Source organism: Labilithrix luteola (assembly GCF_001263205.1).
Taxonomy (GTDB): domain Bacteria; phylum Myxococcota_A; class Polyangia; order Polyangiales; family Polyangiaceae; genus Labilithrix; species Labilithrix luteola.
The window spans coordinates 10,997,341-11,024,019 of record NZ_CP012333.1; the positions used below are offsets into that span (position 1 = coordinate 10,997,341).

The 26,679-nt window shown below is 67.2% G+C and carries 21 protein-coding genes; 7 read left to right on the forward strand and 14 right to left on the reverse strand.

All coding sequences use genetic code 11. The features are described from left to right. Positions 1 to 47: 47 nt before the first annotated feature. Positions 48 to 827 (forward strand): hypothetical protein, encoded by a 780-nt coding sequence (locus AKJ09_RS47410; RefSeq protein WP_146654466.1) that lies wholly within the window; start codon positions 48 to 50, stop codon positions 825 to 827. Between the two features lie 171 nt (positions 828 to 998). Next, positions 999 to 2,462: a sigma-54-dependent transcriptional regulator gene (locus AKJ09_RS47415; protein ID WP_146654467.1), complete on the forward strand. Its 1,464-nt coding sequence runs from the start codon at positions 999 to 1,001 to the stop codon at positions 2,460 to 2,462. 51 nt (positions 2,463 to 2,513) lie between these two features. Here AKJ09_RS47415 and AKJ09_RS47420 read toward each other — a convergent pair whose 3' ends face one another. The 3 genes from AKJ09_RS47420 to AKJ09_RS47430 form a co-directional block, all read right to left on the reverse strand. Then, positions 2,514 to 3,179, reverse strand: coding sequence for an STAS domain-containing protein (locus AKJ09_RS47420; RefSeq protein ID WP_146654468.1), 666 nt, complete (start codon positions 3,177 to 3,179; stop codon positions 2,514 to 2,516). A gap of 255 nt (positions 3,180 to 3,434) precedes the next feature. After that, positions 3,435 to 4,280 carry an alpha/beta hydrolase gene (locus AKJ09_RS47425; RefSeq protein WP_146654469.1) on the reverse strand — a complete coding sequence of 282 codons (846 nt, stop codon included), beginning with the start codon at positions 4,278 to 4,280 and terminating at the stop codon, positions 3,435 to 3,437. Continuing rightward, complete coding sequence (locus tag AKJ09_RS47430; protein ID WP_169928521.1) at positions 4,277 to 4,879, reverse strand: RNA polymerase sigma factor; 603 nt, start codon at positions 4,877 to 4,879, stop codon at positions 4,277 to 4,279. Before AKJ09_RS47430 ends, AKJ09_RS47425 begins: the two co-directional genes overlap by 4 nt. 68 nt (positions 4,880 to 4,947) lie before the next feature. Between AKJ09_RS47430 and AKJ09_RS47435 the strand changes: the two genes are divergently transcribed. Beyond that, entirely contained in the window at positions 4,948 to 5,574 is a 627-nt protein-coding gene (locus AKJ09_RS47435; protein ID WP_205633984.1) for a YcbK family protein, read from the forward strand. A gap of 17 nt (positions 5,575 to 5,591) precedes the next feature. On the opposite strand, the gene AKJ09_RS47440 is transcribed toward AKJ09_RS47435, so the two are convergent. Together AKJ09_RS47440 and AKJ09_RS47445 are read right to left on the reverse strand one after the other, a co-directional pair. Then, positions 5,592 to 7,037, reverse strand: coding sequence for an alginate export family protein (locus tag AKJ09_RS47440; RefSeq protein ID WP_169928522.1), 1,446 nt, complete (start codon positions 7,035 to 7,037; stop codon positions 5,592 to 5,594). A 119-nt stretch (positions 7,038 to 7,156) separates the two neighbouring features. Further along, positions 7,157 to 8,536: a CCA tRNA nucleotidyltransferase gene (locus AKJ09_RS47445; RefSeq protein WP_146654473.1), complete on the reverse strand. Its 1,380-nt coding sequence runs from the start codon at positions 8,534 to 8,536 to the stop codon at positions 7,157 to 7,159. A 219-nt stretch (positions 8,537 to 8,755) separates the two neighbouring features. Between AKJ09_RS47445 and AKJ09_RS47450 the strand changes: the two genes are divergently transcribed. After that, entirely contained in the window at positions 8,756 to 9,400 is a 645-nt protein-coding gene (locus AKJ09_RS47450) for a hypothetical protein (protein WP_146654474.1), read from the forward strand. On the opposite strand, the gene thpR is transcribed toward AKJ09_RS47450, so the two are convergent. The 8 genes from thpR to AKJ09_RS47490 all read right to left on the reverse strand — a co-directional run bounded on the left by thpR (position 9,401) and on the right by AKJ09_RS47490 (position 18,063). Then, positions 9,401 to 9,949, reverse strand: coding sequence for an RNA 2',3'-cyclic phosphodiesterase (thpR, locus tag AKJ09_RS47455; protein ID WP_146654475.1), 549 nt, complete (start codon positions 9,947 to 9,949; stop codon positions 9,401 to 9,403). Positions 9,950 to 9,957: 8 nt separating this feature from the next. Next, the gene (locus tag AKJ09_RS47460) at positions 9,958 to 11,571 is read right to left on the reverse strand and encodes a hypothetical protein (protein WP_146654476.1); all 1,614 of its coding nucleotides are present in this window, start codon (positions 11,569 to 11,571) and stop codon (positions 9,958 to 9,960) included. Between the two features lie 298 nt (positions 11,572 to 11,869). Next, complete coding sequence (locus tag AKJ09_RS47465; RefSeq protein WP_146654477.1) at positions 11,870 to 12,730, reverse strand: Hsp33 family molecular chaperone HslO; 861 nt, start codon at positions 12,728 to 12,730, stop codon at positions 11,870 to 11,872. A gap of 133 nt (positions 12,731 to 12,863) precedes the next feature. Further along, on the reverse strand, positions 12,864 to 14,174 hold the full coding sequence (locus tag AKJ09_RS47470) for a hypothetical protein (RefSeq protein ID WP_146654478.1): 1,311 nt from the start codon (positions 14,172 to 14,174) through the stop codon (positions 12,864 to 12,866). Positions 14,175 to 14,423: 249 nt separating this feature from the next. After that, on the reverse strand, positions 14,424 to 15,314 hold the full coding sequence (locus AKJ09_RS47475; protein WP_146654479.1) for a hypothetical protein: 891 nt from the start codon (positions 15,312 to 15,314) through the stop codon (positions 14,424 to 14,426). 282 nt (positions 15,315 to 15,596) lie between these two features. After that, positions 15,597 to 16,004, reverse strand: coding sequence for a hypothetical protein (locus AKJ09_RS47480; protein ID WP_146654480.1), 408 nt, complete (start codon positions 16,002 to 16,004; stop codon positions 15,597 to 15,599). A gap of 110 nt (positions 16,005 to 16,114) precedes the next feature. Next, the gene (locus AKJ09_RS47485; protein ID WP_146654481.1) at positions 16,115 to 16,306 is read right to left on the reverse strand and encodes a hypothetical protein; all 192 of its coding nucleotides are present in this window, start codon (positions 16,304 to 16,306) and stop codon (positions 16,115 to 16,117) included. Between the two features lie 134 nt (positions 16,307 to 16,440). Next, positions 16,441 to 18,063, reverse strand: a complete 1,623-nt coding sequence (locus AKJ09_RS47490) for a DUF4034 domain-containing protein (protein ID WP_146654482.1) — start codon at positions 18,061 to 18,063, stop codon at positions 16,441 to 16,443. A 252-nt stretch (positions 18,064 to 18,315) separates the two neighbouring features. Here AKJ09_RS47490 and AKJ09_RS47495 point away from each other — a divergent pair, with 252 nt between their 5' ends. The 3 genes from AKJ09_RS47495 to mukB are packed head-to-tail and all read left to right on the forward strand — an operon-like array spanning position 18,316 to position 25,198. Continuing rightward, the gene (locus AKJ09_RS47495; protein ID WP_169928523.1) at positions 18,316 to 19,647 is read left to right on the forward strand and encodes a condensin subunit MukF; all 1,332 of its coding nucleotides are present in this window, start codon (positions 18,316 to 18,318) and stop codon (positions 19,645 to 19,647) included. Continuing rightward, positions 19,644 to 20,543 carry a chromosome partition protein MukE gene (locus AKJ09_RS47500; RefSeq protein ID WP_146654484.1) on the forward strand — a complete coding sequence of 300 codons (900 nt, stop codon included), beginning with the start codon at positions 19,644 to 19,646 and terminating at the stop codon, positions 20,541 to 20,543. The genes AKJ09_RS47495 and AKJ09_RS47500 overlap by 4 nt, the downstream gene beginning before the upstream one ends. After that, positions 20,540 to 25,198: a chromosome partition protein MukB gene (gene mukB / locus AKJ09_RS47505; protein ID WP_146654485.1), complete on the forward strand. Its 4,659-nt coding sequence runs from the start codon at positions 20,540 to 20,542 to the stop codon at positions 25,196 to 25,198. Before AKJ09_RS47500 ends, mukB begins: the two co-directional genes overlap by 4 nt. Here mukB and AKJ09_RS47510 read toward each other — a convergent pair. Continuing rightward, positions 25,185 to 26,384 (reverse strand): hypothetical protein, encoded by a 1,200-nt coding sequence (locus AKJ09_RS47510; RefSeq protein WP_146654486.1) that lies wholly within the window; start codon positions 26,382 to 26,384, stop codon positions 25,185 to 25,187. The genes mukB and AKJ09_RS47510 overlap by 14 nt on opposite strands. Positions 26,385 to 26,679 lie beyond the last annotated feature (295 nt).

A 26,679-nucleotide genomic window follows, 5' to 3' on the forward strand; every position in this document is an offset into this window, starting at 1 on the left:
GATTTCTGCGCTCTTTGCCAGGTCTTTCTTCCGAAGGAGCTCGTTCGATGCAGCTGCATATGCGTAAGTTGGGATTCTTCGTCTGCGGCACCGCGCTCATGGCGGGTGGTCTCTTCGCTGCAGCGTGCGGAACGGACAACGGCACGACCACGACCACGGTCCCCAAGGCCGACGGCGCGACGCCGAACAAGGGCGACGGGAGCGTCAAGGGCGACGGCGGCGACGTGACGCCCGACGACGACGCCAGCACCGGCGACGACGGGGGCGCGGACTGCTCGAACGTGCCGAAGCTGCGTGACACCACGAAGGGGTTCCGCTGCAGCTTCCTCCAGGCGGACGGCGGCGCGTACTGCGCGAACGACACGACGTGCTGCAATCCGGCGAACGCCCCCGACGGCGGGCACTATGCGACGTACTGCGCGTCCGGTACCAAGAGCAGTACGGCGGTCGGGAAGGTCTGCCAGGACTACGCGACCAAGAATTCGCTCGATTGGCCGGAAGATCCGGCGAAGCCGGGCTCCGAGTGGCAGTGCGCAGACAAGAACCAGTGCGGCGCCGGCCAGGTTTGCTGCATGTATACGGGCTCGCAGTTCACCGCGGCGACGGACAAGGTGAACATCGGCACCGACAAGAAGAACTACCCGGCCGCGTGCAACGCGCTCTCGGCGTACAAGGCCGGCGGAACGCACTGCGTGACCGGCAACCAGTGCCCCGCGGGTGACAAGCCCGAGATCAAGCTTTGCAGCCTGAGCGATGACAATTGCGCGACGGGCACGACCTGCACGCCGTTCGCTGGCTTCTACCGCGACATGGGTTACTGCCGCTGAACGAGACTTAAGGGCCTGCCCTTAGCGTCGCGCAGCCTCTCCAGGGGCTGCGCGACGTGCGTTTTGTGTGTCTCGAACTCAATCTAACTAAGTTAATTCAAGCACTTAGGACTGCCATCCTCCGGCGGTAGGATGTTCGTGCCTCGGGCAACTGCGTAACGTTGCCCCTTGGTGGAATTAACCTCAGGTTCGGACTTCAGGGGAGAACAGACCGCGCGCAGCACGCGTGCGAACATTCTTTTCATTGGAGAGTCGAGCGAGACCGCGCGCGAGCTTCGATCCGCGCTCGCGCAGCGAGGCTACGCGCTCTCCAATGCAGAATCGGGCGTCGAGGGGATCCGTAAACTCGCACGCGAGGCCAGCGCGCGCGTGGCGGTCCTCCTCTTGCCGATCGCCGACTCGACCGCCCGTGGGTTCATCGACCAATTGCGCGCGGTCGATGCCGGGATCCCGCTCATCGTCGTCGGCAAAGATGGTGACGTCGCGAACGCGGGCGATGCCTTCGAGCTAGGCGCCGCCGAATACATCGAGGACGCGCTCGTCGACCCGCCGGAGCTCCTCTCCGCCATCGGCGCGCTGCTCGGAACGCGCACCGGAGATCGCCAGCTCCAGTACTTGCGCGCGAAGGAGCGTCCCGATTCCGGCTGGGACAGCGTGCTCGGCGAATCGCCCGCCATCCACCGCGTCGTCGCCACGCTCCGTCAGGTCTGCGCGCGCACGCAGCGCGGCGCAACCCCGACGATCTTCCTTGGCGGCGAGACGGGCACGGGCAAGGGCTTCGTCGCCAAGTGCATCCATTACAACGGCGCGCGTCGGAACCGCCCGTTCGTGGAGGTCAACTGCGCCGCCCTTCCCGCCACGCTCATCGAAGCCGAGCTCTTCGGCCACGAGCGCGGGAGCTTCACCGACGCGAAGACCTCGCGCGCCGGCCTCTTCGAGACGGCCGACGGCGGAACACTGTTCCTCGACGAGATCAGCTCGCTGCCGCTCGATCTGCAAGCCAAGCTTCTCACGGCGATCGAGGAGAAGAAGGTTCGCCGCATCGGAGCTCGCCGTGCAACGGCCGTCGACGTGCAGATCATCGCCGCGACGCACCAGCCGCTCGAGCGCTTGGTTCGCGACGGCACGTTCCGCGAAGACCTCTTCCACCGACTCAACGTCGTGACGGTCACGATCCCGCCGTTGCGCGAGCGTGGTCGGGACGTGCTCATCCTCGCGCGCGCATTCCTCACCAGCTACTGCCGCGAATACGGCACGCCGACGCGTGCGCTGACGTCGCAGGCCGAGCGCTGGATGCTCGACTACCGCTGGCCCGGCAACGTGCGCGAGCTACGCAACCAGATCGAGCGCGTCGTTCTTCTCCAGAACGACGATGCCGTTCGTCCCGAGCATTTCACGACGTCCAGCTCCGGCTCGCCGACGATGAACGTCGAAGGCTCGGGTGACGACGTGCGCATTGCGCTACCGCCGACGGGCGTCTCGCTCGGCGCGCTCGAGCGCGAGATCCTGCGCCAGGCGCTGTCGCAGTGCGACGGCAACGTCTCGCGCGCGGCGCGCTTCCTCTCGATCAGCCGCCAGACGCTGATCTATCGCATGAAGAAGTACTCGCTCGAAGAGAGCGGCGCGCGTCGCTGAACGCCAGGGACGCGCCGGCACACGAGCGTGCCGGCGCCGTCGTCTCGTCGTTCAGTGAGCCAGCGTACCGTCGGTGCGTCCGACGAACATCTGCAGCGCATTGCGGAGCGAGCGCACGGTGAGAAGATCGCTGAGGTCCACGCCCATGTGCACGATGGTCTGGGCGATCGCGGGGTTGATCCCCGTCAGCATGCACTGGGCGCCGAGAAGCTTCACCGAGCGCGCCATGCGCAGGAAGTGGTCGGCCGTTCCGGTATCCATCACCTGGATGCCGGTGATGTCGATGATCGCAACGCGCGCCTTGCGCGAGACGATGGCGGTGAGGAGAGACTCGGTCATTTCCCCGGCGCGCGTGCTGTCGAGCACACCGACGATGGGGAGACAGAGGACCCCGCTCCAGACCTCGATGATCGGCGTCGAGAGCTCTCGAATCGCGGACTTCTGGGTGTCGATCGTCTCGATCTTGTCTTCCAGGTCACGCCGGTACGACTCGCTCTTCCGACGTTCGGACTCGAGCGAGTCCATCATCGAGTTGAGCCCCTGGAACAGCGACGAGAGCGGGTGATCGGGTGGCAGGTCGCTGCTCAGGCGGGTGGCGTAGTCGCCATCACCGATTCCTGCGACGATCAGCAGGACGTCGGCAATCTTGGTGAGAAGCTCCTCAGCGTATTCGTTGTCCCCGCCCCCGCTCGTGACGTTGTCTGCCGTGGTGGACATGTTCCCTCGTGGGTTGCTGCGTCGCGATCAACCGACGGGTGCCGTTCGTGTTGATGTGTGCGTCTGCCCCCCACGCCGCGCCAAGCGCGACTCTCGATCACCGGGAAGATGCCATGCGCAGCCTCACGAGCCCAGTATTTTCCCGAGGGAATCCCTCTCGGCGTCGCGCCGATAACGTGGCTGTTGGTTTTGCAACACGTCGGTCGAACTCACACCCGACGTTTCTCGAGAAACTTCAGCTGGAGCTCGATGCACTCAAACGTGAGCGAGCATCCAACGCGCCATCGGGTCGACGATTTCCTTCCATGACGGCTCGTTGAGCACTTCGTGGAAGAGGCCCTCGCGGGGATCGAACGTCTTGTCCTTGCTTCCCGCGGCGTCGAACAGGCGCTTGCCCTGGCTGAAGCTCGCGACCTTGTCGGCCGTGCCGAAGACCATGTAGAGCGGCATCGTCAGACGCGGAATCGTCGCGAGTGCGCGCTCTTGCGCGGCGACGGCCTCGGTGAACCAGCGTGCCGTCGCGTTCGGAAAAACGAGCGGGTCGCCGTCGTACGCGTTGGCGCGCTCGACGTCGTGCGTGAGATCCTTGCCCGCGAGCCCGCTCGGCAGCCCGAGCTTGGGATAGAGCCGTGAGGCGACCTTGCCCGCGAGAATCTTCACGCGGGGCACTTCGAGTGCGAGCCCGAAGAACGGCGCCGAGAGGATCAATCCGTTCCACGGCGCCGGCTCGGCGAGCGCACTCATCGTCGCGACGAGACCGCCGAAGCTGTGACCGAAGAGGAACGTGGGGGCTCCCTTGGCGCGATCGCGGACGAGGGACTTCAGCTCGCGCGCGTCGTCGAGAAACTCGTCGAAGCGGTTGCAGTAGCCGCGCGTTCCGCCCGCACGTCCGTGCCCGCGCATGTCGATCGTGACCGAGCCGATGCCATGCTCCGCGAGCGCCCCCATCACGTGGGCGTAGCGGGCGCCGTAATCCGCGTAGCCGTGCAGGATGCCGAGAACCGCTTTGACGCCCGACTTCGGCATCGCCGACGTGAAGTAGAGCGAGGGGCCTGCCGACGCCCGCTTGGTCAGCGCGCCTTCGTCGAGCTCGATGTTCATGAACTGCGTACTCCGATCTTCCCGTTCGAAAAGGCGTCGATCACGATTCCCTCTCTCGTCAGTGCATCTCGCAGCGCCGAGAGTGCCCGCGCAGCGCGGGACTTGACGGTGCCGACCGGCACGTTTTCGCGCTCGGCGATCTCCGGGTACGAAAGCCCCTCGAAGAAAGCGACCTCGAGCGTGTGGCGCTGCGCCTCCGGCAGCGTCGCGAGGGCACGGCGGATCTTCGCGCGCCCTTCAGCCTCCACGGTCTCTCGTTCGGGATCACGCGCAGAAGGCGGCGGCTCGTTGGCGAGCACGTCGCGCGCGAGCTCCCCGCGCCTCTCGCGACGGCGCGTGCGGTCGATGCTGAGATTGCGAACGAGGGTGACCAGCCAGGCGATCACCGCACCGCGTTCGGGTACGTACTGCGCGGCGCGCTCGTGCACGGCGACGAACGCGTCGTGGAGGACGTCTTCCGCCGCGCTCCGATCACGGAGCACCCGGAGCGCGATCGGAAAGAGCGTCGCTGCGTGACGATCGTAGAGCTCGCCGACGGCCCCGGCGTCGCCGCCGGCCATCGCGCGCAAAAGCTCTGCATCCGACCGCACTTCCGCCATGGAATTGCCCGAGCGTCCATCGGGCGGGGTGCCCCCGTCAAGCGCTTCCGCTAGCATTCGGGCCCGACGTGGCAAGGTCTCGTTCCCTGGGTACACGCATGGTTACCGCGGTGGTCGCCGCGATGGTCGCCGCCCTCGCCGCGTCGTTCGTCACCACGCCGCTCGGCGCCGACGTTTCGGACGCTTGGGCGGCCAAGAGCGGACTGCCTAGCAAGAAGGCGGACGTGGCAGCGGTCGACGCCCCGCTCCTTTCCACCCTCGTTCAAACGCACACGGACGAGCGCGTCCCGCTCGACGATCATTCGCCTACGGCGGACCGCTTTTCGTCGCTCCTCGCCGACCGCGTGACGGGCGAACGCATCGCCTTCGATCCCCGCCTCCTCGAGCTGCTCCGTGCCCTCGCTCGCAAGCATCCCGGGGCGCGATTCGAGCTGGTGAGCGGCTTTCGGAGCCCCAAGCTCAACGAGATGATGCGCAAGAAAGGGCGTCACGTTGCGTCGCACAGCCAGCACTCGCTCGGCCACGCCGTCGACTTCCGCATCGTCCCCTTCGACGCCGAGCGCGGCGTGCATCCTCGCGTTCTCGAAAAGGAGATCCGCGATCTCGGCTGGGGAGGCGGAGTCGGGACGTACCTCCTTCCATCCGACTGGTTCGTCCACGCGGACGTCGGCCGAAAGCGCCGCTGGGGCGGCTGAGCCTCCCTCGCCAGCCGTCAGGGCAGCGCGACGCTCGCCTGGGCATAGGCGTACTGCGCGAACGAAGGAGCGGCCACCGTGCCATTCGGTTGCGTGGCGCCCCGGGCCTGCGAGGACATGATCCCCTTCGCTCCGTCGCCGAGGAACAGGCCGGACCAGCCCACCCGCACCTCGAGCGGCACGAGGGGGCGCCACGTGAAGGCGGCATCGATCTCGTGTCCGAGCTCGGCACTCGGCGAGCCGGTGTTCGGGGTGTACCCCGCGGCGATGAAGGCCGGTGAAGGTGCGGCGCGACCGATGCCGTTCAGATAGCTGCCAATCCACTCACCCGAGGCTTGGGCGAGCTGCGCGTAGCGGTACTCGAGCGCGAACGTCGTATCCGTCGCAGGCACGATCTGGACGCGCGCACTCGCGTCGATCAGGTTCGACCAGGCGAAGAGGTCCATCTGCCCGTGGAACCGCTGGGGATCGGGAAGAAGGGGATCGAACTGGTGGTACGTGCCCGAGCCGTCGTCGCCCGAGGCATACGACCCGGCGATACGAAACGTGGGCGTGAGCGCGACGTCGGGCAAGGTCTTCGAGACGTGTCCCGCGGCGGCGTACGCGTTGACCTTCTGCCCCCCGACGGCGAGCGCGTTCGCGTTGCCGAGCTGGTAGGCGCCTTCGATGCCGTAGGTCCAGCCTCGCGAGTCACCGGACACGCGCAACGCGCCCGTGTACGTCTCGCCCGAGAGCCTGGCGAGCGCGAAGCGCGAACCGTCGAGGTCGGCGCCGTTCGAACGTGCGATCCGCGCGAACGCGTAGAGCTCGACGACGAGCAGCGGATCGACCGTCCAGCGCCCCAAGACGCCGTACAGCTGCACGCCCGAACGCTGCGGGCCCGACGTTTCGCCGAACGGCGTGCCGAGCGGCGAAGGAACTTCGAGCAGCGCGGCGAGCGCCTCGACGTCGAAGTTTCCGAGGGCGGCGTGAGCGCGAACGGCGTCGAGCCAGCGCCCCGTCGGCGAGAAATCGGCGTTGCCGAGGAGGCGCCCCTCACCCCAGACGATCGCCTGACGCCCGAGCTTCAGGTAGTTCGGACGTGCGCCGGTGCCATGCACCTCGGCATAGGCTTCGTAGGGCCCGAAGAGAGAAACGTCACGACGCGGCGTGAGCGTGGCCGTCGGCGTGGGTGAACCGAGTGCGCGCGCGTCTTGGAGGGTGAGCTGGATGCGCAGTGCACCACGGTCAGCGCCGAGGCCGAGCCGTGATCGCTCGGACACGACCCAGGCATCCCGCACGCGTGACGACAGGTTCCCGACGAGGTCGAAGCCCCCGAGGTCGGGGGCATCGCGGCGGTACTCTCCGCGCGTCCGAATCTCGAGGAGCGGCGACAGCTGCCAGTCGCCGACCGTGAGCTTTTCGGGCGCTGCGGGCGGCGACTGAGCGAGTGCGGTCGCCGGCGCAAGACCTGCGAGACTCACGAGACAACTCAGGCCCCGGGCCAGCGCAGTCGAGCGGGCTTTCGCGAGTCGCGTCACGCGAGCGACGCTATCACGAGCACGGCCCCGGGTGCATTACGCGGTTTCCCGCGTGGCTCCGCCTACGAACGGAGCTTCTGGACGATCTCGCGGGCCTGCTGGAGGAGCACGCCTCGCTCGTTGGCGGCGGGATCGCCGATGACGATCTCGAGGAGCGCATTGAGCGTGTCGCCGATGATCCGCCCGCGCTCGAGGCCGAGCTCCTTCATGAGGTCGTTGCCGTCGACGGCCAGGTCGCGCGTGGAGAGCGCCGCACCTTCGGCGAGCACCTTCTCCACGTGTCCGCGAAGGAGCTGCAGCGCGGCGAGGTCGGTCTCCTTGAAGATCGGCCCCTTGCCGCGCAGGTCGGCTTCGTTCAGCGCGTAGAGATCTTCCACGCGCTCCTTGCCGACGCGCTTGATCCAGCGACGCACGGCGGCGTCGGACCAGTTGTCGTAGTGGAAGAGGTGGTTGCGCACGAGCGAGACGATGCGATCGCGCTCGTCGTTCGAGAAACGCAGGCGGTTCGCGATCGGGAAGGCGATCTCCGCGCCCACCTTGTCGTGATCGTAGAAGGTGTAATCCTGCGTCTTCTCGCTGAACGCGCGCGTGCGCGGCTTGCCGACGTCGTGGAGGAGCGCAGAGATGCGCAAGATGGGGTCGCCCACGCAGGCATCCATGCAAGCCATGCCGTGGTTCCAAACGTCGAGCGAGTGCCACTTGTTCTGTTCGACGTCCACGCCCTCGAGCAGCTCGGGGCACGTCACGGCCAGGATGCCGGACTTGCGCATGACCTCGAAGGCGCGCGAAGGCTTCTTGGCCTTCATCGTCTTGACCCATTCGTCGCGCACGCGCTCGGCGCTCACCTTGCGATACGTGTCGAGCGTGGGCTCGATGGCGGCGAAGGTGTCGGGATCGAGCTCGAACTCGAGGGTGGCACTGAAGCGCGCCGCGCGGAGGACACGGAGACCGTCTTCCGAGAAGCGCTCTCTCGCGATGCCCACGGCCCGCACGATCTTGGCGTCGAGATCGGTCTGGCCCCCGAACGGATCGATGACCGTACCGGTTCGCGGATCGACGGCGATGGCGTTGATCGTGAAGTCGCGACGTGCGAGGTCGGCGGCAATGTCGTCGACGAAGTGCACCGCGTCGGGGCGGCGGCCATCCGAGTAGGTGGTCTCCCCGCGCAGCGTCGTGATCTCGTAGTGGTGACCTCGGACGACGAGCGTGACCGTGCCGTGTTGGAGCCCCGTGGGGATCGCGCGCGGGAAGATCTTCATGAGCTCGTTCGGAAGCGCGTCCGTCGCGACGTCCCAGTCGGCCACCGCCTTGCCGAGCAAAGAGTCACGAACACAGCCGCCCACGATCCACGCGCGCTTCCCGGCGGCCGCGAGCTTGTCGCAAATGCCGAAAACGTCCTGCGGTACGTGGGCGAGATCGAACTGTCGAGTTTGGAGAGACATCGAAGCCTATCCCTTGGTTGCCGCATTCTGATAGGGGGTGTCAACGGCCGGCTGTCTGTCCCCCCGATGGGTGACACATCGAGCCTCCGAACGCTCCGTCCAACCAGCGCCATCACGCAGCGGCCCCTTCGACGGGATGACCGACGGTGAGGGCGCCGGCTGAGCTCGGTGCTCGTAGCAAGCCTCTTCATCGACCCAGAACCACTGGAGAATGCCTTCATGATTCGTACTCGCATCGCCTTCTCGTTCGTCGTCGTCGCCGCAGCCGCCACGATGGCTCTGGCCGCGTGCTCGAGCAGCGACTCGAGCAACAACACGTCGGGGACGGGCGACGGCACGGGCACCGGTACCGGCAACGGCAACGGCTCGGGTAACGGCAACGGTTCGGGCAGCGGCATCAAGGACTGCAACGGCGGCGACGGCAGCGGCGGCGAGTCGAAGTGCACGAAGCAGGAGCTCGAGACTTATTCGAGCTGCATCGAGACGAACTGCGATTCCACGTACAAGGAGTGCTACGGCGACAACTACAAGAGCGGATCGTTCAGCGGCGCCTGTGGCGAGTACATCCGCTGCTTCAACGCCTGCGACTGCAACGACACCGCCTGCTACCAGAAGTGCCCGGCGCCCTCGCAGGCCTGTACGACGTGCGCGCAGAAGATCGGGACCTGCGCCCAGAAGTGCACGATCCCCGACTGCATGAAGCCCGACGTCGACTCGGGGACGGGTTCGGGCAAGACGTGCGCGGACTTGTCGACGTGCTGCGCCGGCGTCTCGGACGCAGACATGAAGTCGACCTGCGAGCAGGCCGCAGCGAGCGGCAGTGACGCGACGTGCGACGCGCTTTACGGCACGTTCTGCAAGTGATCAAAACGGAACGGTGACGAGCGGCGTGTGCTTGGCGCCTTCGCGCGCGGTCTCGCTCGAATAGAGCGTCACCGACGTCGCGTGGCCCCACCACGGCTCGAAAGGTCGCCTCGCCGCGTGTCGCAAATCGATCGGCACGCGGCGCGAGCGACCGAGCGTGAGATGCGCCGTCCACGGGCGAGCCTCGGGCGGAAAGCCGGCCGCGACGGCCGCTCGTTCACCGAGTCGTGCCATTTCGCCGAGCACACCCGACGGGTCTTCGAGGTCGATCACGACGACCCGCGCCCGCCGCAGTTCGGGATAGCCTTCGAGCTTCGCCGCACGCACGGGAGGCGCGGCCCTGCCCTGCCCCAGCGCCTTGACGGCCTCGATCATGGCAGGCACGCGCGCCTCTTCGGTATCGCCGAAGAAGCGCAGCGTGACGTGCATCGTTTCGAGCCCCACCCAGCGCGCGTCGATCCCATCGCGATCCCGCAGCCGAGCGAGGAGTGCCCCCGCTTCGGCAAGGAATCCGGGATCGAGCGTGGCGGCCAGGAACGTCCGTAGCAGCGGCTACCTCACTGCAGCGAGATCGGGGTCTTCGTCGGCTTGTACTTGTTGTCGAGCTCGCCATCGACGACGCGGAGGGCGTCCATGCCCCAATCGTAGCCGAAGTACGTGAACTGCGAGTTCTTGAGGATCTGGTTGTAGCTGTTGATCTTGCCGTCGATGAACGAGCCCACGAAGCGACCCATCGCTTCACCGCTCTCGTTGACCCAGCTCTCGAGGCCGTTGGTCACGAGGTCGAGGTTCTTCGTGCCCCCGGCCTTCAGCGGGATGTAGTCCTTCTCGTAGTAGTTGTACGAGACGCACCCGTTGATCATGAGCACTTGGTAGCTCGCCGGGAAGTCCGCCGTGGTGAAGCGGCTCGGATCGAGCGGCCCGTAACCGATGTACGAGTGGCCGTTGTAGACGAAGATGTCGCTCGTCTTGATGCCACGCTTGTGCGGCGTCGCGTCCGTCTCCGCGCCGAAGTACGACTGGAGCTTGATCGTGAGCGGCTTCGTGGTCGCACCGATCTTCACCTGCACCGGCACCTCGAACGTGATCCAGCGCTTCACGAGCGTGGTCGCGATCTGCTTTCGGAGCTCGTTGCGGTTCGCGTAGGTCACGCCCGCCGGGTTCTTGTTGTCGAGCTCGAACGCAACCATGTCGTCGAACGACGCGAACGTCACCGACGTTCCGCCGACCGAGTACGACAGCGGGTTGGCGACCCCCTCGACGCTCGCGAGCTTGAAGTTCGGACGCGCCTTGAAGATCTCGCGGAGGCCGCCGTACCACATCTCGTAGCCCTGGTCCTCGTAGACCTCGTGGCGTTCACCGGCGGCCCAGTCGGCCATCATGCCGCTGACCATGCCGATGACGAGCTTGCCGGGCTCGACGCCGCCCGCGTAGAGGCGGTCGTACTCGGGGTACTTCGTCGCCGTCGACGCCGAGGTCGTCTTGAGGTTGGCGGTCATCGGGATGTAGAGCCGGTTCACTTCGCTGAGGGGAACCTGGCCTTCGGCGAGGCCGTGACGATCCGCGTCGATCTTCTGCTGCTCGGTGGCCATTGCCGTCTTGCACGACGAGAGCGCCGGGTCGAAGACGTACCAAATCGAGCTCTGGAACTCGCGCGCGTGCGCGTCGCCCGTGGTGCACTCGCGAAGGATGCGGTCCGACTGGGACTGGTAGTTCCTGCCGAGCAGGCCGAGCGAGATGGCCGAGCGCGTCGCCATCGGCACCGGAACGACCGCGTTGTCCGTGAAGGTGTACGCCACCTTGACCATCTTCGTCGTCGCGCCCGGGTTCGCCGGGTCGACCACGGTCACGGGCGTCTTGAGGAACGTCGCGGGGTTGACGTCTTTGAGCTCGCGGCTGTTCACGCCGACGTTGCCCTCGCGGAGCGCTCCGAACGCCGATTGCGTCTGGCGCTTCACCTCGCTGACGATCGCGTAATCCGAGGTGCCTTCGGCCACGTAGACGTACCCGGCGAAGTCGAGCCTGCGGGCGCGCGCGGTCAGACTGGTGAGGTCTTCTTCGTCGCCAACTGCAGCGCCGTCATCCGACGCGTCCGCGGTGCAGGCTGTAGCGCTCGCGGCGCAGGCGGCGAGGAGGAGCAGCAGGGGGGTCCGCGTAAGGGAGAGCTTCATGGCTGGCCCTCGCTCTAGCTCCACTGTAGGACAATGCAACCCTATCGCTTACAGCAACGCACCACCAAACAGGTGTAACCGCCCGTGAATCCTAGGCCTTTAGGCGTTCACATTTTTTGACATTCGCGTGACCGACGTGGCCAGCCGGTGACGCCGGCTCACTGTCGGTCGGTTCTGGGGTACCCGCCGGCTCACTGTCGGTCGGTTCTGGGGTACCCGCCGGCTCAGTCGGTCGGTTCTGGGGTACCCGCCGGCTCACTGTCGGTCGGTTCTGGGGTACCCGCCGGCTCACTGTCGGTCAGTTCTTGTCGAGCAGGCTGCGAAGCTGCTGGACCGTGAACTCGTACTTCTTGCGGCAGTAGTCACACTCGATCTCGAGGGGCTTACCGTCTTCCATCAGCGACTCGATGTCGTTGCGGGGCAGCGACGCGAGGCTGATCGCAAGGCGGTCGGCGCTGCACTGGCAGGCGAACTTCACCTCGCGGTCGCCGACCTTCGTATACGGCATGCCGTAGAGCGTCTCCTTGAGGAGCTCCTCGGGCGACGCCGCGCCGCGCGCAAGCAGCGGAACGATGTCCTCGAAGTCCTTCAGGCGCTCGGTCATGACCATGAGCGGGCCCTCGGCGACCTCGGGAAGAAGCTGGACCATGTACCCGCCCGCGGCGGCGACCGAGCCGTTCGCGAAGTGGCAGCCGATGGCGATCATCGTCAGGGTCTGCTCGGATTCCTGCATGTAGGCCATGAAGGCCGACGACATGCCCTTCGCGCCGGGCGGCACGCGGACGACGCCTTGGTGCAGCGAACCGTTGTGCAGCGTGCGCGCGATCTGGAGGAGCCCGCGCTCACCCAGCGGCATCTCCTTCAGGTCCGAGGGGACCTGGATCAGCCCTCGCGCCGAGCCATCGGCATGCGTGTCCGCGACCATGCGGGCCTTGGGGTTGTCCCCCTGCAGGATGGCCTGCAGCCGGTAGTCGGGGGCCATGCTCTCTCGGACGAGAATGGCGCCGGTCAGGAGGTCGGCGAAGGTCCTCTTGAGGTCGAGCGTTTCGGCATGCTGGACCTCGAGCGCCTGCCGGACCGTGGCGGTCGTATCGGCGGCGATGACGCGAAAAGCTCCGTCGTCCGTGATGGCGCGAAGCACGTTGTCTGTATGGAGCACGGTCTGCCGATCGTGGCACAAAACGCGCGAAAACGCAGGTCAGCAATGACCTACGCTCGCGCGTTCGGTGTCGATTCGTCCCGTTTCGGTCGCGCTCGATGGTGAATCGCTGCGCGGAACGGTCAGGAGGCGGTCAGTATCCGGCCGGCAGGACGACGTCCCAAAGCGGAGTCACGTCGTTCGGGCAGTTGTGGGTGTCCGTCTCGCCGCTGGCGTTCTCCGAACACTCCTTGATGGGACCGTCGAGGTAGGCGAGGTCGAGGTCGTGGTAGCCGGGGATGGCTGCGTCGGACCAGCGATCGGGACGGACGCCGCCCCACGAGTTCTTGACGCGAACGAACGAGATCTTCGTGCTGTCAGCGAGGGCCGCGTTCATCTGCTCGGGCGTCGCCTGCTCGCCCGCCTTGAGCAGACCGAAGCCCGGCACGTCGGCTTGGTAGTCGTGCATGACCGTCATGTGTCCGCCCTGGCGACCGGGGCCACGGCGCTGGAGCTCCTCGAGCGAGAAGTGACTGGTCGACGACGACAGCGCGTTGAAGTCGACCTTCCACGACGTGATGACCGGGACCTCGTCATGAAGCGCCTTCTGAACGCGCTTCCAGAACGCGCGGCGCGAGGCGGCGTCACGCGGGTAGTTGACCTCGTTGAAGGCGTATTTGCCCTCGCGCTGCGCCCACCAGCCACCGCCGCTCTTGCCGATGGCCTCGGCGAGTGTCGCCTTGACGAACTGGCCCGTGGTGGTGTCCTTCAGGCGGGCCGGGAAGTCCTTCGCCGGGATGATCTTGTTCGTCTTCGCGGCGTTCTGCGCGTAGGTCGACTTGTCGAGCGTGCGCGTCACCGCCTTGCCGAAGACGGCGTCCATGCGCGCCGAGACGCTGGCGTCGAGGCCCCAGGCTTTGTCGAGCTCCTTGCGGACGAGCGCCTTGTCGCGGCGCGCGGTCGGGTCCTTGAGCGCCCCCGACTTGAGCGCCGCGTTGACGGCGTTCAGCGCCGTCGACTGACGGTTCGACATCTCGCTCTCGGCTTCCGAGGCGATGAAGTCCTTCTCGAGCGTGACGCCGTAGCGCGCGATGAGGTCGGCCGCGGTGCCGTAGCTACCGCCCGTCGAGATCTCGCTGCCCGCGCGGCCGTTCGCGATCTGCTCGTACCAGTGCCAGTACGTGAGCCACGACTCCGACGTGTTCTGCTCGACGTCGGTGGCGCCCTTGTTCAGCGCCTCGAGCCAGCTCGTGGTCGCGTAGAGCCAGCAGTTGCCGATCGACTGGCGCTTGACCTTCGATTGATCGACCTGCGTGATGTCGTCGGTCGAGACGCTGGTGCCGTCATCGGTCGCCGGCTCGTCGCTCGACGACTCGGCCGCGCATCCGATGGTCGCGCCGGTGGCGAGAGCGAGGAGCGACACGAACGAGAGCCAGCGGGTCTTCTTGGTCCAATCGAGCGACATGGTTTCCTCCCAGTGGCCGCTCGCATTGCGAACAGTATGCCGTCGTCGGACCTTGTCTCACATTCCTCGCAACCGACACATTTCCGAGTTAATTCATCGGCTGTCGCAAAATCCAATGGGCAATCGCGTGTCGATTCGGTTGCTCGACGATCCACCGTTCGACGCCGCGCGAGCGCGTTCCGCCGACAAACGGCGAAGGGCCCGCCGTGATGCACGACGGGCCCTGAGCGATGCAACGCGCCGAAGCGATTACCAGCCGATGTCGACCGTGCCTCGGATGCCCACGTTGAACACGTAACCGACACCGCTACCGGACTCGCCGAAGAGCGCGTTGTTCCGGACGTCGTCGGGGATCGGGAAGATCGACTGCGGGAGAGCGGCCTGCGAGCGGTGGAGGATCGTGAGGTCGAACCCGACGTACGGCCCGATACGAAGCGACTTGGTGGCCCAGTAGTTCGCCACCGCCTCGACACCGAGCACCGCGCCCTTGAGATCGACGTCCGGCGTGAGGACGTTGCCCTGCGGAAGCGACGAGGAGAACACCGGGCGCTGGATGTTGGTGTCGAACATGTAGCCCGCGTGGAACACGAAGACGGGCTCGATGGGACGGAGCTTCAGGCCGTAGCCGACCTCCGCCATGACCGACCAGAGGCTGAACTCCGTCGTGTCGTTGATGCGGAAGCGCGCACCGACGCGGAGGCTGCGATTGCGATACCCGATGCCCAAGCCGTAGGCGATGCCGTTCGCGCCGGTCTTGTCGAAACCGGTGTTGTCCGAGAATGCGCCGACGTCCGCGCGCGCGAACGCCAGATCACCCGAGAGATAGACGGCCTGGTTCGGCTCCTTGCCTTCCTCGTGGTGCTCGGTTGCCGCGCCTTCGGCGTGCGGCTCCTGTGACGTTTCGGCGGCAGAAGCCGCTTTGTCGTCCTTCTTTCCGTTCGCCGATTCATCCTTCTTGGGCTCCGCGTTGTTCGTCGGGGCCGTCGAAGGCGTGGGCGTGGTGGTCGTCGTGCCGTTGGTCGGCGCAGTGCCGTCCTGCGCACGAGCCGATTGCTCGCTGCCGACGGTGAGCGTTGCAAAAACCAACAGAGCGACACTGGGCGCGAGAATCTCGCGGCGGCGCGTCAGGTGGGGAAGCATGGTGGCCGCATTAAACGTTTTTACGGGGGCGATTACCACCACGTCGTGAAAGGAGGGAACGAACCCCTCGGAGGAGCAGAAGGGTCGCTCCCGCCCCACAAATCACGGCGCCAATCGCTGCGACCGAAAATGCAACCTTTATCGACACGGGATAGGCGTCGTCGTAAACGACCACCCGACCGCTCGCGATCCTGACTTTCTGGACGCGATCCTCCCCCAGCGTGGTGTCGAACGAGATGGCCTGACGTTGCGCCGAGGGCCAAGGCCCGACCAGCCGCTCGATCACGAGCTCCGGCGGCGGCTCCCCGGGCGCGTGCTGCTTGTCGACATTGTGCCCGTTTCCATAGAGCACGGTCGGGGCTCGTGCGGATCGAGCCATCCGGCCACGCGCACGACCTGGGTCCCCGACGAGTCGTTGATCGACGCGACGAACGGCAACTTCGCCTCGACGACGGGGACACCGTGCTCTTCGACGAGCCCCGTCCGGTCGACGACCGCGTGGACGCCGAGTGTGTAGCGACGTCCGGGCTGCACATCGATCGTCGCGTGGAGCGGCTTGTCGGCTTCGAGCTCGTGGACGGCGATCGGGTGGCGACCATTCCAGGAGAAGAGAGCGCCGCACCCCATGAACGTCCCGACGACGCCCGCGAGGAGCCCAACCACGAAGAGAACGAATCCAAGCGACCGCACGCGGCGGACGCTAGCAGCCCGCTCCCCTCGCCTTGCCGAAAAAGCCACGCGAAGTGAATGGCAGCGCTCGATCGCCCAACGCGCCCTCGTCGCGAATGCGCGGCGAGCGTCTACGACGTCGAGCGCGCCAGACGTGCTGTCTGCCGGTGACGTCGGAGCACGTCGAGGTGAACCACCACACCGTCGGTCACCTTGATCTCGGGCGACGACGGAGCGGCAGCGGCGTAGGCCGGCTCGGAACCGGCCGTCGCGGTGGCAAGCGCGGGCGAGGCAGACATCCTACGTGCGGCGATCGTCGTCATCGGGGCTCCACGAACGGTGCTTCGGGCGCCCCGTCCGAGCGATCTATCCCGTCACCGCTTCACTTTGATCCCTACCCCGAACGGGTGACGCGGCTGGGCGCAGCCACGGGGGGAACTGCCCCCAGTCCCCGCGTTTACTTCGGTTGAAGCTGCTTGGCGTACTTGCAGCCTTCGGGGCTCCCGAGCTCGCACGCCCGGTTCACGTCGGCAAAGGCGCGCGTCAGGTCACCGAGATGGCGCTGCGCACCGGCACGCTCGACGTAGGCACGCGTGTCGTCCGGATGGCGCGCAAGGTACGCGTCCCATACGGGAATCACGCGCGCGTACTGCCCTCGGCGAGCAAGCGCATAGTCGAACGCCCGCTGCGCATCGAAGTCGTCGGGCGCAGCACGCGCCGCGGCCTCGAGCGTTGCTAGCTCATCGTCCGTCGCCGGCGCCTTCCCGGCGTCGGGCCCCGCGATGACCCAAGGTCGACGCCGGCGGACTTCGATGTTGCTCGGGTCGAGCTTGGCCGCGAGATCATAGAGACGGACCGCGTCTGCTTGGCGTCCTTGCAGGTGCGCTTGCCAGCCCGCGTAGACCAATCCTTCGACGACGCGCGTGGCGACTTTCTCCGACGCCGCTTCTTCAGGCGCGAACGAGAGCAAGGTCGCAACGTCGTGGCCGGCCGCCTCCCACGCATTCAAATCCGCTCTCACCTGTGCGCGCTGCCGTAACACTCCGGCATTCATCGGTCGCAGCTCGTCCGCCCGGACGAGATCCGCCTCCGCGAGTGCATACTCCTTTCGTGCTCGTCGAGCCCTCGCTCGCGCAGTCAGGAACTCCCAGTGCTCACCGCGGGCGAGCGCCTTCTCGGCGAAGCGAACGGACGCGTCGACGTCGGATGCCAACGCTTCGTCGGCGCGCGACACATCGACGTAGCCTTCCAGCAAATCGAGCGGCGTCTTCTGTCCCCGCGCCGTGCTCCGCGCGAATCGTTGCATCGCGACCCAGCTGCCGCCCCACTTCGGTTCGAGCGCCACCATGTGGCTCACGCGCACCTGGAAACAGGATGGACACACGCGAAGGGCGGCCTCGATGGTCGGGCGCGTGTCTTTCCCGATCGCAAGGTCCATCCGAATGCGTTGGCGGTAGGCCGCGACGAGTCGCGGCCTTTGTGCGAGCGCCTTCTCGATGTCCGGCTGCGCTCTCGCGAACATCACGCGCATGCCCTCGAGGGCTGCCGGCGGCGTGTCCTTCACGTACTTCGAGCCTCGGATCTCGTAGCCGACGCCGAGGTAATGAGAGGCGCGGGCCAGGTAGGGCGCGAACGAGCTCGGGCTGTGGTCGGCCCACGCGTCGAAAAGAGGCCGAAGCTTCGCTTCGGTGGATGCGAAGCTCTCGGAGGCATCGACGGGCCAGTATTCCTTCGTCGGATCCGCCTCGAAGGCGTCCTGTAGCTCCGCGAAGTAACGGTCGAGCTCGTCGAACTTCGAGTGCAAGAGCAGCGAGCGAAAGCCGGCCTTGTCGACATACGACTTCGGGTAGCCCCAAGCGTTGGTCCCTTCGATTTGCACGAGCGGAAGGGTCGTCGGCGCAGACGGCGCAGGCGGTGGAACGAAGTCCGCGGACGAGGCGGAGGAGATCGGGTCGACGAAGACCGCCGACGAAGATGGCGAGGGTCCGCGCTTGCGAGAGCGAAGCTTCTCGAGTGAGCACCCCGTCGTCAGCACGCTCGAAACGAGAGCCAGACCGAGAACGACGCGCGTATTCAGCATTCGAACCGGACGATACCGTCCCCGGCGATGCGCTAGATGCGGGGAGAAGCCGCATCCGCGCGCCGATCGAGGAGCGAGGGAGGAAGGTGGCGCCTCCTGCGAGTGGAGTCACGCCAGAGCTCGCGCTTCGCCATTCAGGCGACGTGGCTGAGGTCAATTCGAGGCCTTGATTTACGTACCGCCAGGGCCACGGACGCGCCCCGACTCGACACCCGGAGGTCGCCGAGTTACCAAGGGTGCCCCGTCCTACGTGTGGCTGTGTCCGCTCTCGATCCGCGTACCCTCGTCACCTCGCTCCATCGTCGCGGCGTCGCGCTCGAACTGCACACGCTCGACCTTTGCTTCCTCGCGGCACTCCACGTGCGGGCCGAGCGGTCGGGGATGTCGTCGTTCCAGGAAGACCAGCTCCTCGACGTCTTCGATCAAGTCGTCGCGCTGACCAAAGAAGGCCGTGGAGAAGGTGGCGCGAAGAAGCGTGCCACCCACGTCGTTCGCCGTTTGCGCGATCAGAAGCTTCTCGTGCGCGTCGACGGTGCGGGCGTTACGCGCGCCGGCGAGTATGCGCTCACCCGACTCGCGACCGGCATCATCGGGTTCTACCTCGAAGATGATGCCCTGACGCGCGAGAGCCTCGACGTGCTCGCCGGCACGTTGACGGCGTGCCTCGAAGGTGTACTGGCGGCGACGCGTGCGGCAGACTCGGAGGAAGCATGGCGTACCGGCGTGATCGGTCCGCTGCGCGTCACCATCTTCGAGCTCGCCGGCGGCATCGAACGACGACAGCGCGGATTCGACCTGCAGCAGGAAGAGTTCCAGCGCGAGATCGCGGCGCTCCTCGCGGCCGACTGGTTCGGAGCCGTCGAGCGATGCACGAAGCTCCTCGACACGACGAGCGCGATGCTCCACGAGCTCAACGACATCCTCCTTCGTCACGGACATCGCTTCGGCGAGCTGCTCCAGGAGGTCCTCGAACGCGCCGGCGACGCCGAGCAGGAAGAAGCCGAACGCGCCGCGCGTGACGCGCTCGATCAGGTCGAACGCCTGGCTGCATGGGGCGCGGCGAGACAGCGAGCGTGGTCCGACTACCATGAGTGGGTCCATCGCTACCTTCGCGACGTGGTTCGTCTCGATCCGAGCCGTACGCTCGTCCATCGTCTTCGCGAGCAGCTCGCAGGACGCGCGGGCAAGCGATACGCGCTCACCATCGCCAGCGCCGCGCCCTTCACGCTCCTTCGCTCGGTCGCCGTGGAAGCCCCCAAACCGGTCGTGAAGAGCCCCAAGAAAGAGCGCGAGCCGAAGCTCGCCAGCGAAGTACCCACGAACCCCGACGCCGAGCTCCAAGCCTCGATCGGCGCGGCCCTCGCGGCGGGAGCCACGGGCCTCGCCGAGGTGACGGCTCAGGTATGCACTCCCGACGTCGACATCGACACTCGGTTCCGCGCCGCAGGAAAGGTGGCGCAGATCGTTTCGGACTTGGCCTCGGTCGAGGTCGTCGCCGAGCGTCCTTGGGTTGCCGCGGGGGAAGGAATCGTCGTAGAGGACTGGCCGATCACGGGGAACCCAGTGAAGGAGACAGCGTCGTGAGCGAGACACGTTTCGCGACACTCGAAGACGTCATCCTCGACGACGCCTTCCCCGAGCTCGACCTCGCCTTGCGACGAGGGCGCCACATCGATCGTGACGACGCGATCTGGTACGCGCTCCTCGTCGATGGGCAGGATCACCTCGAGCCGCTCTATCGACGCTACGGCTGCGAGCTCGTCCACAAGAGCGACGGGTACTTTTATCTCCTGCCCATCAACGATCGCCTCGGCAAGCGCCATCTGGCGGCTGCCGAGATGCTCGTAGGGCAGGCCCTCGCCCTCCTCTATCTCGATCCGGCAACCGTCGAGACCGGCGGCATCGTCACGCGCGAGCACGTGCTCGGCCATCTCGCCGGTGTCGTCGGCTCGGACGTGCTCGTGCAGATGATGAACCCCAAGCGGCGGCGTCACGACGAGCGCATCGCGGCCGAGACGGTCCGGTCGAAGGTTGCCGATGCGCTTCGACGTCTTTCCGCGCTCGGCTTCGTCGATGCCGCCGACGACGCGCGCTATCGCTTGCGGGCTTCGCTCCTCCGCTTCGCCGAGCCGCTTCGCGGTGCCGGCGCTCCTGCAGCCCATCTCGCCGAGCTCGTCGCGGCCGGCGAGCTCGTGATCGAGGAGGCCGAGATGCCCGAAGGCTCGCTCGACGACGCGAACTCCGATGGCGAGCAGGACCACGTCGAGGCGGAGGACGCCGAGCTCACGAGCGAAGAGCCCGTCGACGACGATGCGGCCGGCGAAGAGCCCATCGACGACGAATCGGGCAGCGACCGGCCTGTCGACGACGAAGCGGGCGACGAGCCTATCGACGACGACGCGGTGAACGAGGAAGTCGTCACACCGGAGCCCGGGACCGAAGAGCCAGTCGTCGACCACGACGAGGAGACGCCTCCGTGAGTCGCACGTGCGCGACAGCACTCGCGCTCGTGAACTGGAAGGGTGTCTTCTACGAGCGCTATCTCCTCGACCGGCACGTGACCGCGCTCGAAGGAGCGAACGGCGCGGGCAAGACCACCGTGATGGTCGCCGCGTACGTGGTTCTCTTGCCCGACCTCGCACGTCTCCGTTTCACCAACCTCGGCGAAACGGCGGCGACGGGCGGGGATCGCGGCCTCTATGGCCGTCTCGGGGTGGCTGGAAAGCCGTCGTATTCGGCGATGGAGCTGGAGCTCGCCGACGGCTCGCGCCTCGTCGCCGGCGTGCAGCTCGTTCGAAAGTCCGAGCCCACCCTCGAGTTGACGCCGTTCCTCGTGAGTGGGCTCGATCTCCAAGGGAGCCTGAAAGAGATCCTCCTCGTGTCGGGCGCCGACCACGACGCGATCCCGGAGCTCGACGAGATCCGCTCCGCCGTCGTCGCGCGCGGCGGCAAGATGCAGGTCTTCGGAAGTGCCAAGGAGTACTTCGGAGCGCTCTTCGATCGCGGCGTGAATCCGCTTCGACTCGCCACCGACGAGGAGCGCACGAAGCTCCACGACATGCTCCGCACGAGCATGACCGGCGGCATCTCGCGGGCGCTCACGAGCGAGCTTCGGTCCTTCTTGCTCAAGGAGGAGAGCGGTCTCGCAGACACGCTGGTTCGCATGCGCGCCAACCTCGACGCGTGCCGACGAACACGAACCGAGGTCGCTGAAGCACGCTTGCTCGAGCAGGAGATCATGGCGATCCACGCGGCGGGATCGGCCATGTTCTCGGCGTGCGCCGCGGCAACGGAGGCGACGGCGCGGAACGCACGTGCGAAGAAGGATACCGCCGACACACGCGTGCGCGAAGCGGAGGCTCAGGTTGCGGCGTTCACGCGCGAGCTCGAAACGTCGGAAGCGGAACGCAGCCGCGTCTCGGTGCGCCTCTCCGAGCTGCGCAGCGCGATCGACGAGCGAACGACGAGGCGCACGAGGACGGTCGCAGCCCGCGCGGTCGCCGAACGGCTCGTCGTCGCGACGGCCGAATGGACCGCGGCTTCGGAGACCGTGGAACGGGCGGCCGCCGAACGAGAGACGGCGACGCGCCTTCGCGACGAACGCATCACCGAGCGCGATCGCGCACGCGAGGCCTACGCTCGTGCGGCGAGCGGACTCGGAGATCTCCAGGCCGGCCTCGACGAGCTCCACCGGCGCGCCCACGCGCAGCGCACGGCACGCACGCGTCTTGCCGAGGCGCAGAAGCTCCTCGGTGAATCGTCGCTCGCTGCCGAAGACATCGAAGCGGCGCTCACGCGCGTACGAGCGTCACTGGCCGACGTCGACACACGACGTGCCCGCGCCGAGCGTGCGCTCGCACTTTCGACGCTCCAGAAAAGTGATTACGAAGCGGCGCGCGCCGCGCTCGCCACCGTGCGAGGGTCCGAGGTCGACGCGGCCGAGCCGCACGAGCTCGCACGCCAGGAGCTCGCACGCCTGAATGCGCTCGAGCACGTGGCGAGCAGGAGAGATGCGCTTGGCAAGCAGCGCACGAATGCACGTGCCCAGGCCGAGGCCGCGAAGAAGGTTCGCGCGAGAGCGACGGCGCTCGGCGTCGAGCTCGACACCGACGGACTCGCGGCGGTCGAGCGGGCCTTGGCGAATGCACAGTCCGAGGTGCGAACCTCTGAAGACGAGGCTCGATCTGCGCAGGCCCGCGCCACCGAAGCCGCCCGAAACGCCGCGTCGGCGCGCGACGAGGCCGCGGCACTCGAAAGCACATTGCCTCGTTGGGACGTGCTCGCCCCCCTCGCCTCGCGGCTCGAAACCTGGACGTTCGAGGAGATTGCGCGCAAACGCAGCGCCCTCGCCGAAGAGCGAGAGCGAGCACGCGCGGCCGTCGCGACGGCGGAGAACCAGCGAGCAACGCTGGCAAGCAACGCCGATCGCCTCGACCAGTCCGGAGGCTTCCCGAACGAACTGCTTGCCGTTCGAGACGTGCTCGCCGCCGACCTCCTCGCCTCCCGCTTCGAGACGAGCGGTGTCGACGAAGCCCCGATCCTCGAAGCGGCACTCGGCCCGCTCGCCCACGCGCTGGTGGTGGTCGATCCGGGCGCCGCCGCCGACGCTCTCTCCCAAAGCACGACCGCTCCGGAGACCGTGTGGCTCGTCGCCGAGGAAGACGTGCCACGCATCGTCGAGGCCGCACGCAAGCAGATCGGATCGCTCGAGACCACCGACGTGGTCGTGAAAGAAGCCCTCGCGCTCCGTGTCACGCGGCGGCCCAGCCAACCCATCCTCGGGCGTGAAGCTCGGACGAAGCGTGCCACCGAGCTCCGCGCCGAGGCCGAGCGCGCCGAGCGGACGACGGCCACGGCGCTCGACGACGTCCGAAGGCTCGATGGTCTCGTCCACGAAGCCGATCGCCTGCTCGCCGAAACACCCCTTCTCGCGGCGGGTGATCCGCGACCGAAGGCGGCCGCGGCTCGTCAGCGTGAGCAGGAAGCGCGTACGGAGGAGGCCGACGCTTCGTCATCCGCACGCGCAGCCGCGGAACGAGGGGCCGCGACGAGTACGAAGCTGTCGGGCCTGCTCGAGCTGCTTGCCGAAGCACATCGGGTGATTTCGTCCGATCCCGACGAAGCGCTCGCCGAGGCCGAGCGCGCGTGGAGCGAAGCCGAGGCCGCCGCGGCGGAGCTCGAGCGCGTCGGCCGCGCCCGCCTCACCCTCACCGAGAAGCTCGATGCGCTCCGATACGGCCCGACCGAAAGTTCTTCGGGCACCGAAGAAGAGCGCGCGACGCTCGACGTCGAACGTGACCGGCTCTATTCGGCCGAGCGCGCACTCGTCGAGGTCGTCGCCAACAAGGAGGCACTCGCGTGGGACGACGTCGATGCGGCCATGGCCGATCGGAGCGTCGTCCGCGATTCGATCCAAGCGCAGCACGACGCGGCTCGCCTGGCGGCCACCGCGTCCGAAGAAGCATTGCGCAACGCTGAGTCGGCCTGGGAGCGCGCGAACGTGGCCTGGCAGGCGGCAGCCGGCGATCGCTCGGCGCGCGAAGGCACGTGCACCCGACTCCGTGCCGAGCTCGCGGAAGCCGGAGGTCAGGAAACGGCGGACGCATCGATCGAGGCGCTCGACGCCGAGCTGGCTCAGCTTGGCAGCGAACGCGATCAGCTCGCATCGCGCGAAGGCGAGCTCTCGATGGCCATCGCGGTCACGCGCGAGCGCCGGGCTCGAGGCGAGAGTGCACTCACCGACGAACGCCGTCGGGCCGCCGAGGTCGACACGGCACACGGCCCGGCGCAAGCCGAGTGGCGCGCGTTCTCGGAGCTGGCGGAGGCGGCCGGTGTCTTGCGCCATCGTACGACGCCGTCGGAACTCTCCCCCACCGAGCATCTTGCCGAAGCACGGGCCCAGCGTGCCCTCCTCACCACGCGCCTCCAGCATGCTCGCACAGGCGCCGACGGGCTCGCAGCGGTCAACGCTGCCTTCGAGCGTAGCGGCGATGCACCGGCCGCCTACCTCGAGGGATGGATCGCGGCGCGCGCGTGGGTCATGCGTCGGCTGCCGAGCCAATTCGCCGACGTCTCCGATCCGGCCGACGCGCTCGAGCGCTTGAGAGCCGACCTGACCGTGCTCAGCGACCGCGTCGTGCGGCAAGAGACCGATCTCCGCGGAACGTCCGAAGACGTGGCGCGCGGCATCGACGTCCAGCTCAGAAAAACGGCGAACCGCGTGCGCCGCCTCAATCGCGACCTCGTGAACGTATCGTTCGGCAGCATCGGAGCGATTCGCGTCCACATCAAACGCGTCGAGCGAATGGAGCTCGTCCTTCGAGCGCTACGCGGCGGCGAGGTCCAGGAGCTGCTCTTCCAGGCGGACCTTCCCTTCGAGGACGCGCTGGCCGAAGTGTTCCGTCGTTACGGCGGCGGCGGGCGCGCAGGCGCGCAGCGCATTCTCGACTATCGCGAGTATCTCGACCTCGTCGTCGAAGTGCAGCGCAAAGCCGCCGCGTCGGGCGAGTGGGAGGTCGCGTCCCCCACGCGTCTGTCGACCGGTGAGGCCATCGGCGTCGGCGCAGCGCTCATGATGGTGGTCCTGACCGAATGGGAGCGCGATGCCAACGTGCTCCGCTCCGATCGTCCGACCGGGACGCTTCGCTTCCTCTTCCTCGACGAGGCCAATCGCCTGTCGCCGGACAACCTCGTCGTCCTCTTCGATCTCTGCCGCACGTTGGACCTCCAGCTCCTCGTGGCGGCTCCCGAGGTCGCGCGGGCCTTCGGAAACACGACGTACCGTCTCGTTCGTCACGTCGACGCCTCCGGCCGTGAAGAGGTTCTCGTCAGCGGCCGTCGGGCCGTCGCGCCTCCGCCGGAGCCACAGGGCGATGCGCCAGCGTCGGAGCCAACGACAGAGCAGGCCGTGCCCGAGGCGCTTGCCGAGGCGCCTTCGCCGGAGCCGGAGCCCGCGGTCGAAGCGACGTTGCCGCAAGGCGACGCGCCACTCCAGGCGGCCTCACTCGAGCCTGCACCGCCCATCGAAACGCAGCTTGAGCCGGAGGCTCATGAGGCTTCGTCGCCCGAGCCGGAGCCGGAGCCCGCGGTCGAGGACATCGCCACGCACGAGCCTCCGCAGCTCAGCGATCGCTGACGCTCACCTCGCCACCGCAGGGCACGTCGACGGCCAGCGTTTTGCCGGCGCTACCGATGCGAATGCGATGGATCCCGCACCGGACGGAGACGGCCTCTGGCGTCTGCCCGACGGTTCGCTGATCGACGAAGATTCGCCTGCCTGGTGTCGCGCCGTCCGTCTTGACGACACCGGTCTCGGCCGTCGCTAACGCGGACGACTTCGACTCGCTTGCTCTTGTTGCAGGGCGCGGCGGTGGCAAGGGAGTCGGTGCAACGCTCGCCGGAATCAGCGACGCCTGGGCAGGCAGCGCCGTGGCGGCCGGAAGCTCCGGCATGCGATCCAAAGAGTTTTGTGCGTCGACCGAGTTCGCGAGGGCGTGGGAGGATTGCCGAGGCAGCGACGGCACGAACAACGCGACGACGCCGATGCCGACTACGGCGGAAACGACCAGCGCCACGACGATGTTGCGCGTCGCGCGTGACTTCCGGCGACGGTTCAGACTCGGGACTGTGGGCCGCGAAAGGTCGAACGCGTTGGAGGCCACGACGCGAACGTTCGCACTGCTGGACGGGCCATTCGCATGCGTGACGACGGCGTCGAGGCTCGATGGTTCCGGCAGCATCACCGCCTCGAGCGGCTGCGTTCGATCGGGCCGCGGCGCGAGTGACGCAGGTGGCGCAGGTGCAGGTAGCGCGGGCGCGGGCGGCGCAGGTGGCGCGAGGTCGGCTGCAGCCGCTGCAACGACTCCAACGCCTGCAACGGGCGACGACGAACCCAGGATGAGCGTCTTCTCGACGAATGGGAACGACGATGGCTCGGGCCGCCGGTACGGAGCAGGTGCCTCGGGCTTCGGGGCTTCTTCTTCGCCGCGCTTGGAGAAAACTTCGGGCACCGTCACTTCGATCGTCGCCCGGTCGCCGTCGCCCGCAACCTCCACTCGGGGCGCCGCGACCATCGTGGACTTCGTCGGGCGGCTCGGCAGCGGCGGCGGCGCCTTCGCCACTGGGCGAGGAACGTTGGCAGCCATCGGCACGCGCGGCTCGCGCGCGCGCTCGAACAGCGACGGAGGGATGGAGCTCGGAACGGCGTGCACGACCTCTTCGATACCCGGCGGGACCTTCATGCCGCCGTCGGAGTTCGCTTCCGCAACGCCCGCGGTTCGGTCACCACGATTGGAGCTCGGGGGCCGGTCCACCGCTTCCATGTATCGACATTATCGACCGTTGGCTCTGCCGGCAGTCACGATCGTTCGCGCGCGTAAACTTCGATGGGATGTTCTGCGCCGTTTCGCGCGCAGCGCACCAGAGGTCGCAGCTACGTCGCTACGCGTCGCTGGTCACTCGCGTGAGCATGTCGCGGGACGTCGATCGCGCGTATGTGACGCGCGTCTCGCGGTCGGACGCGTCGATGGTCGCATTGCTGACCACGATGAGGCCATCACGCGTGCCACCCTTTTCGATGCCATGTCGGCTCGATCGCCGGCAGAGCGACGGGCTCGC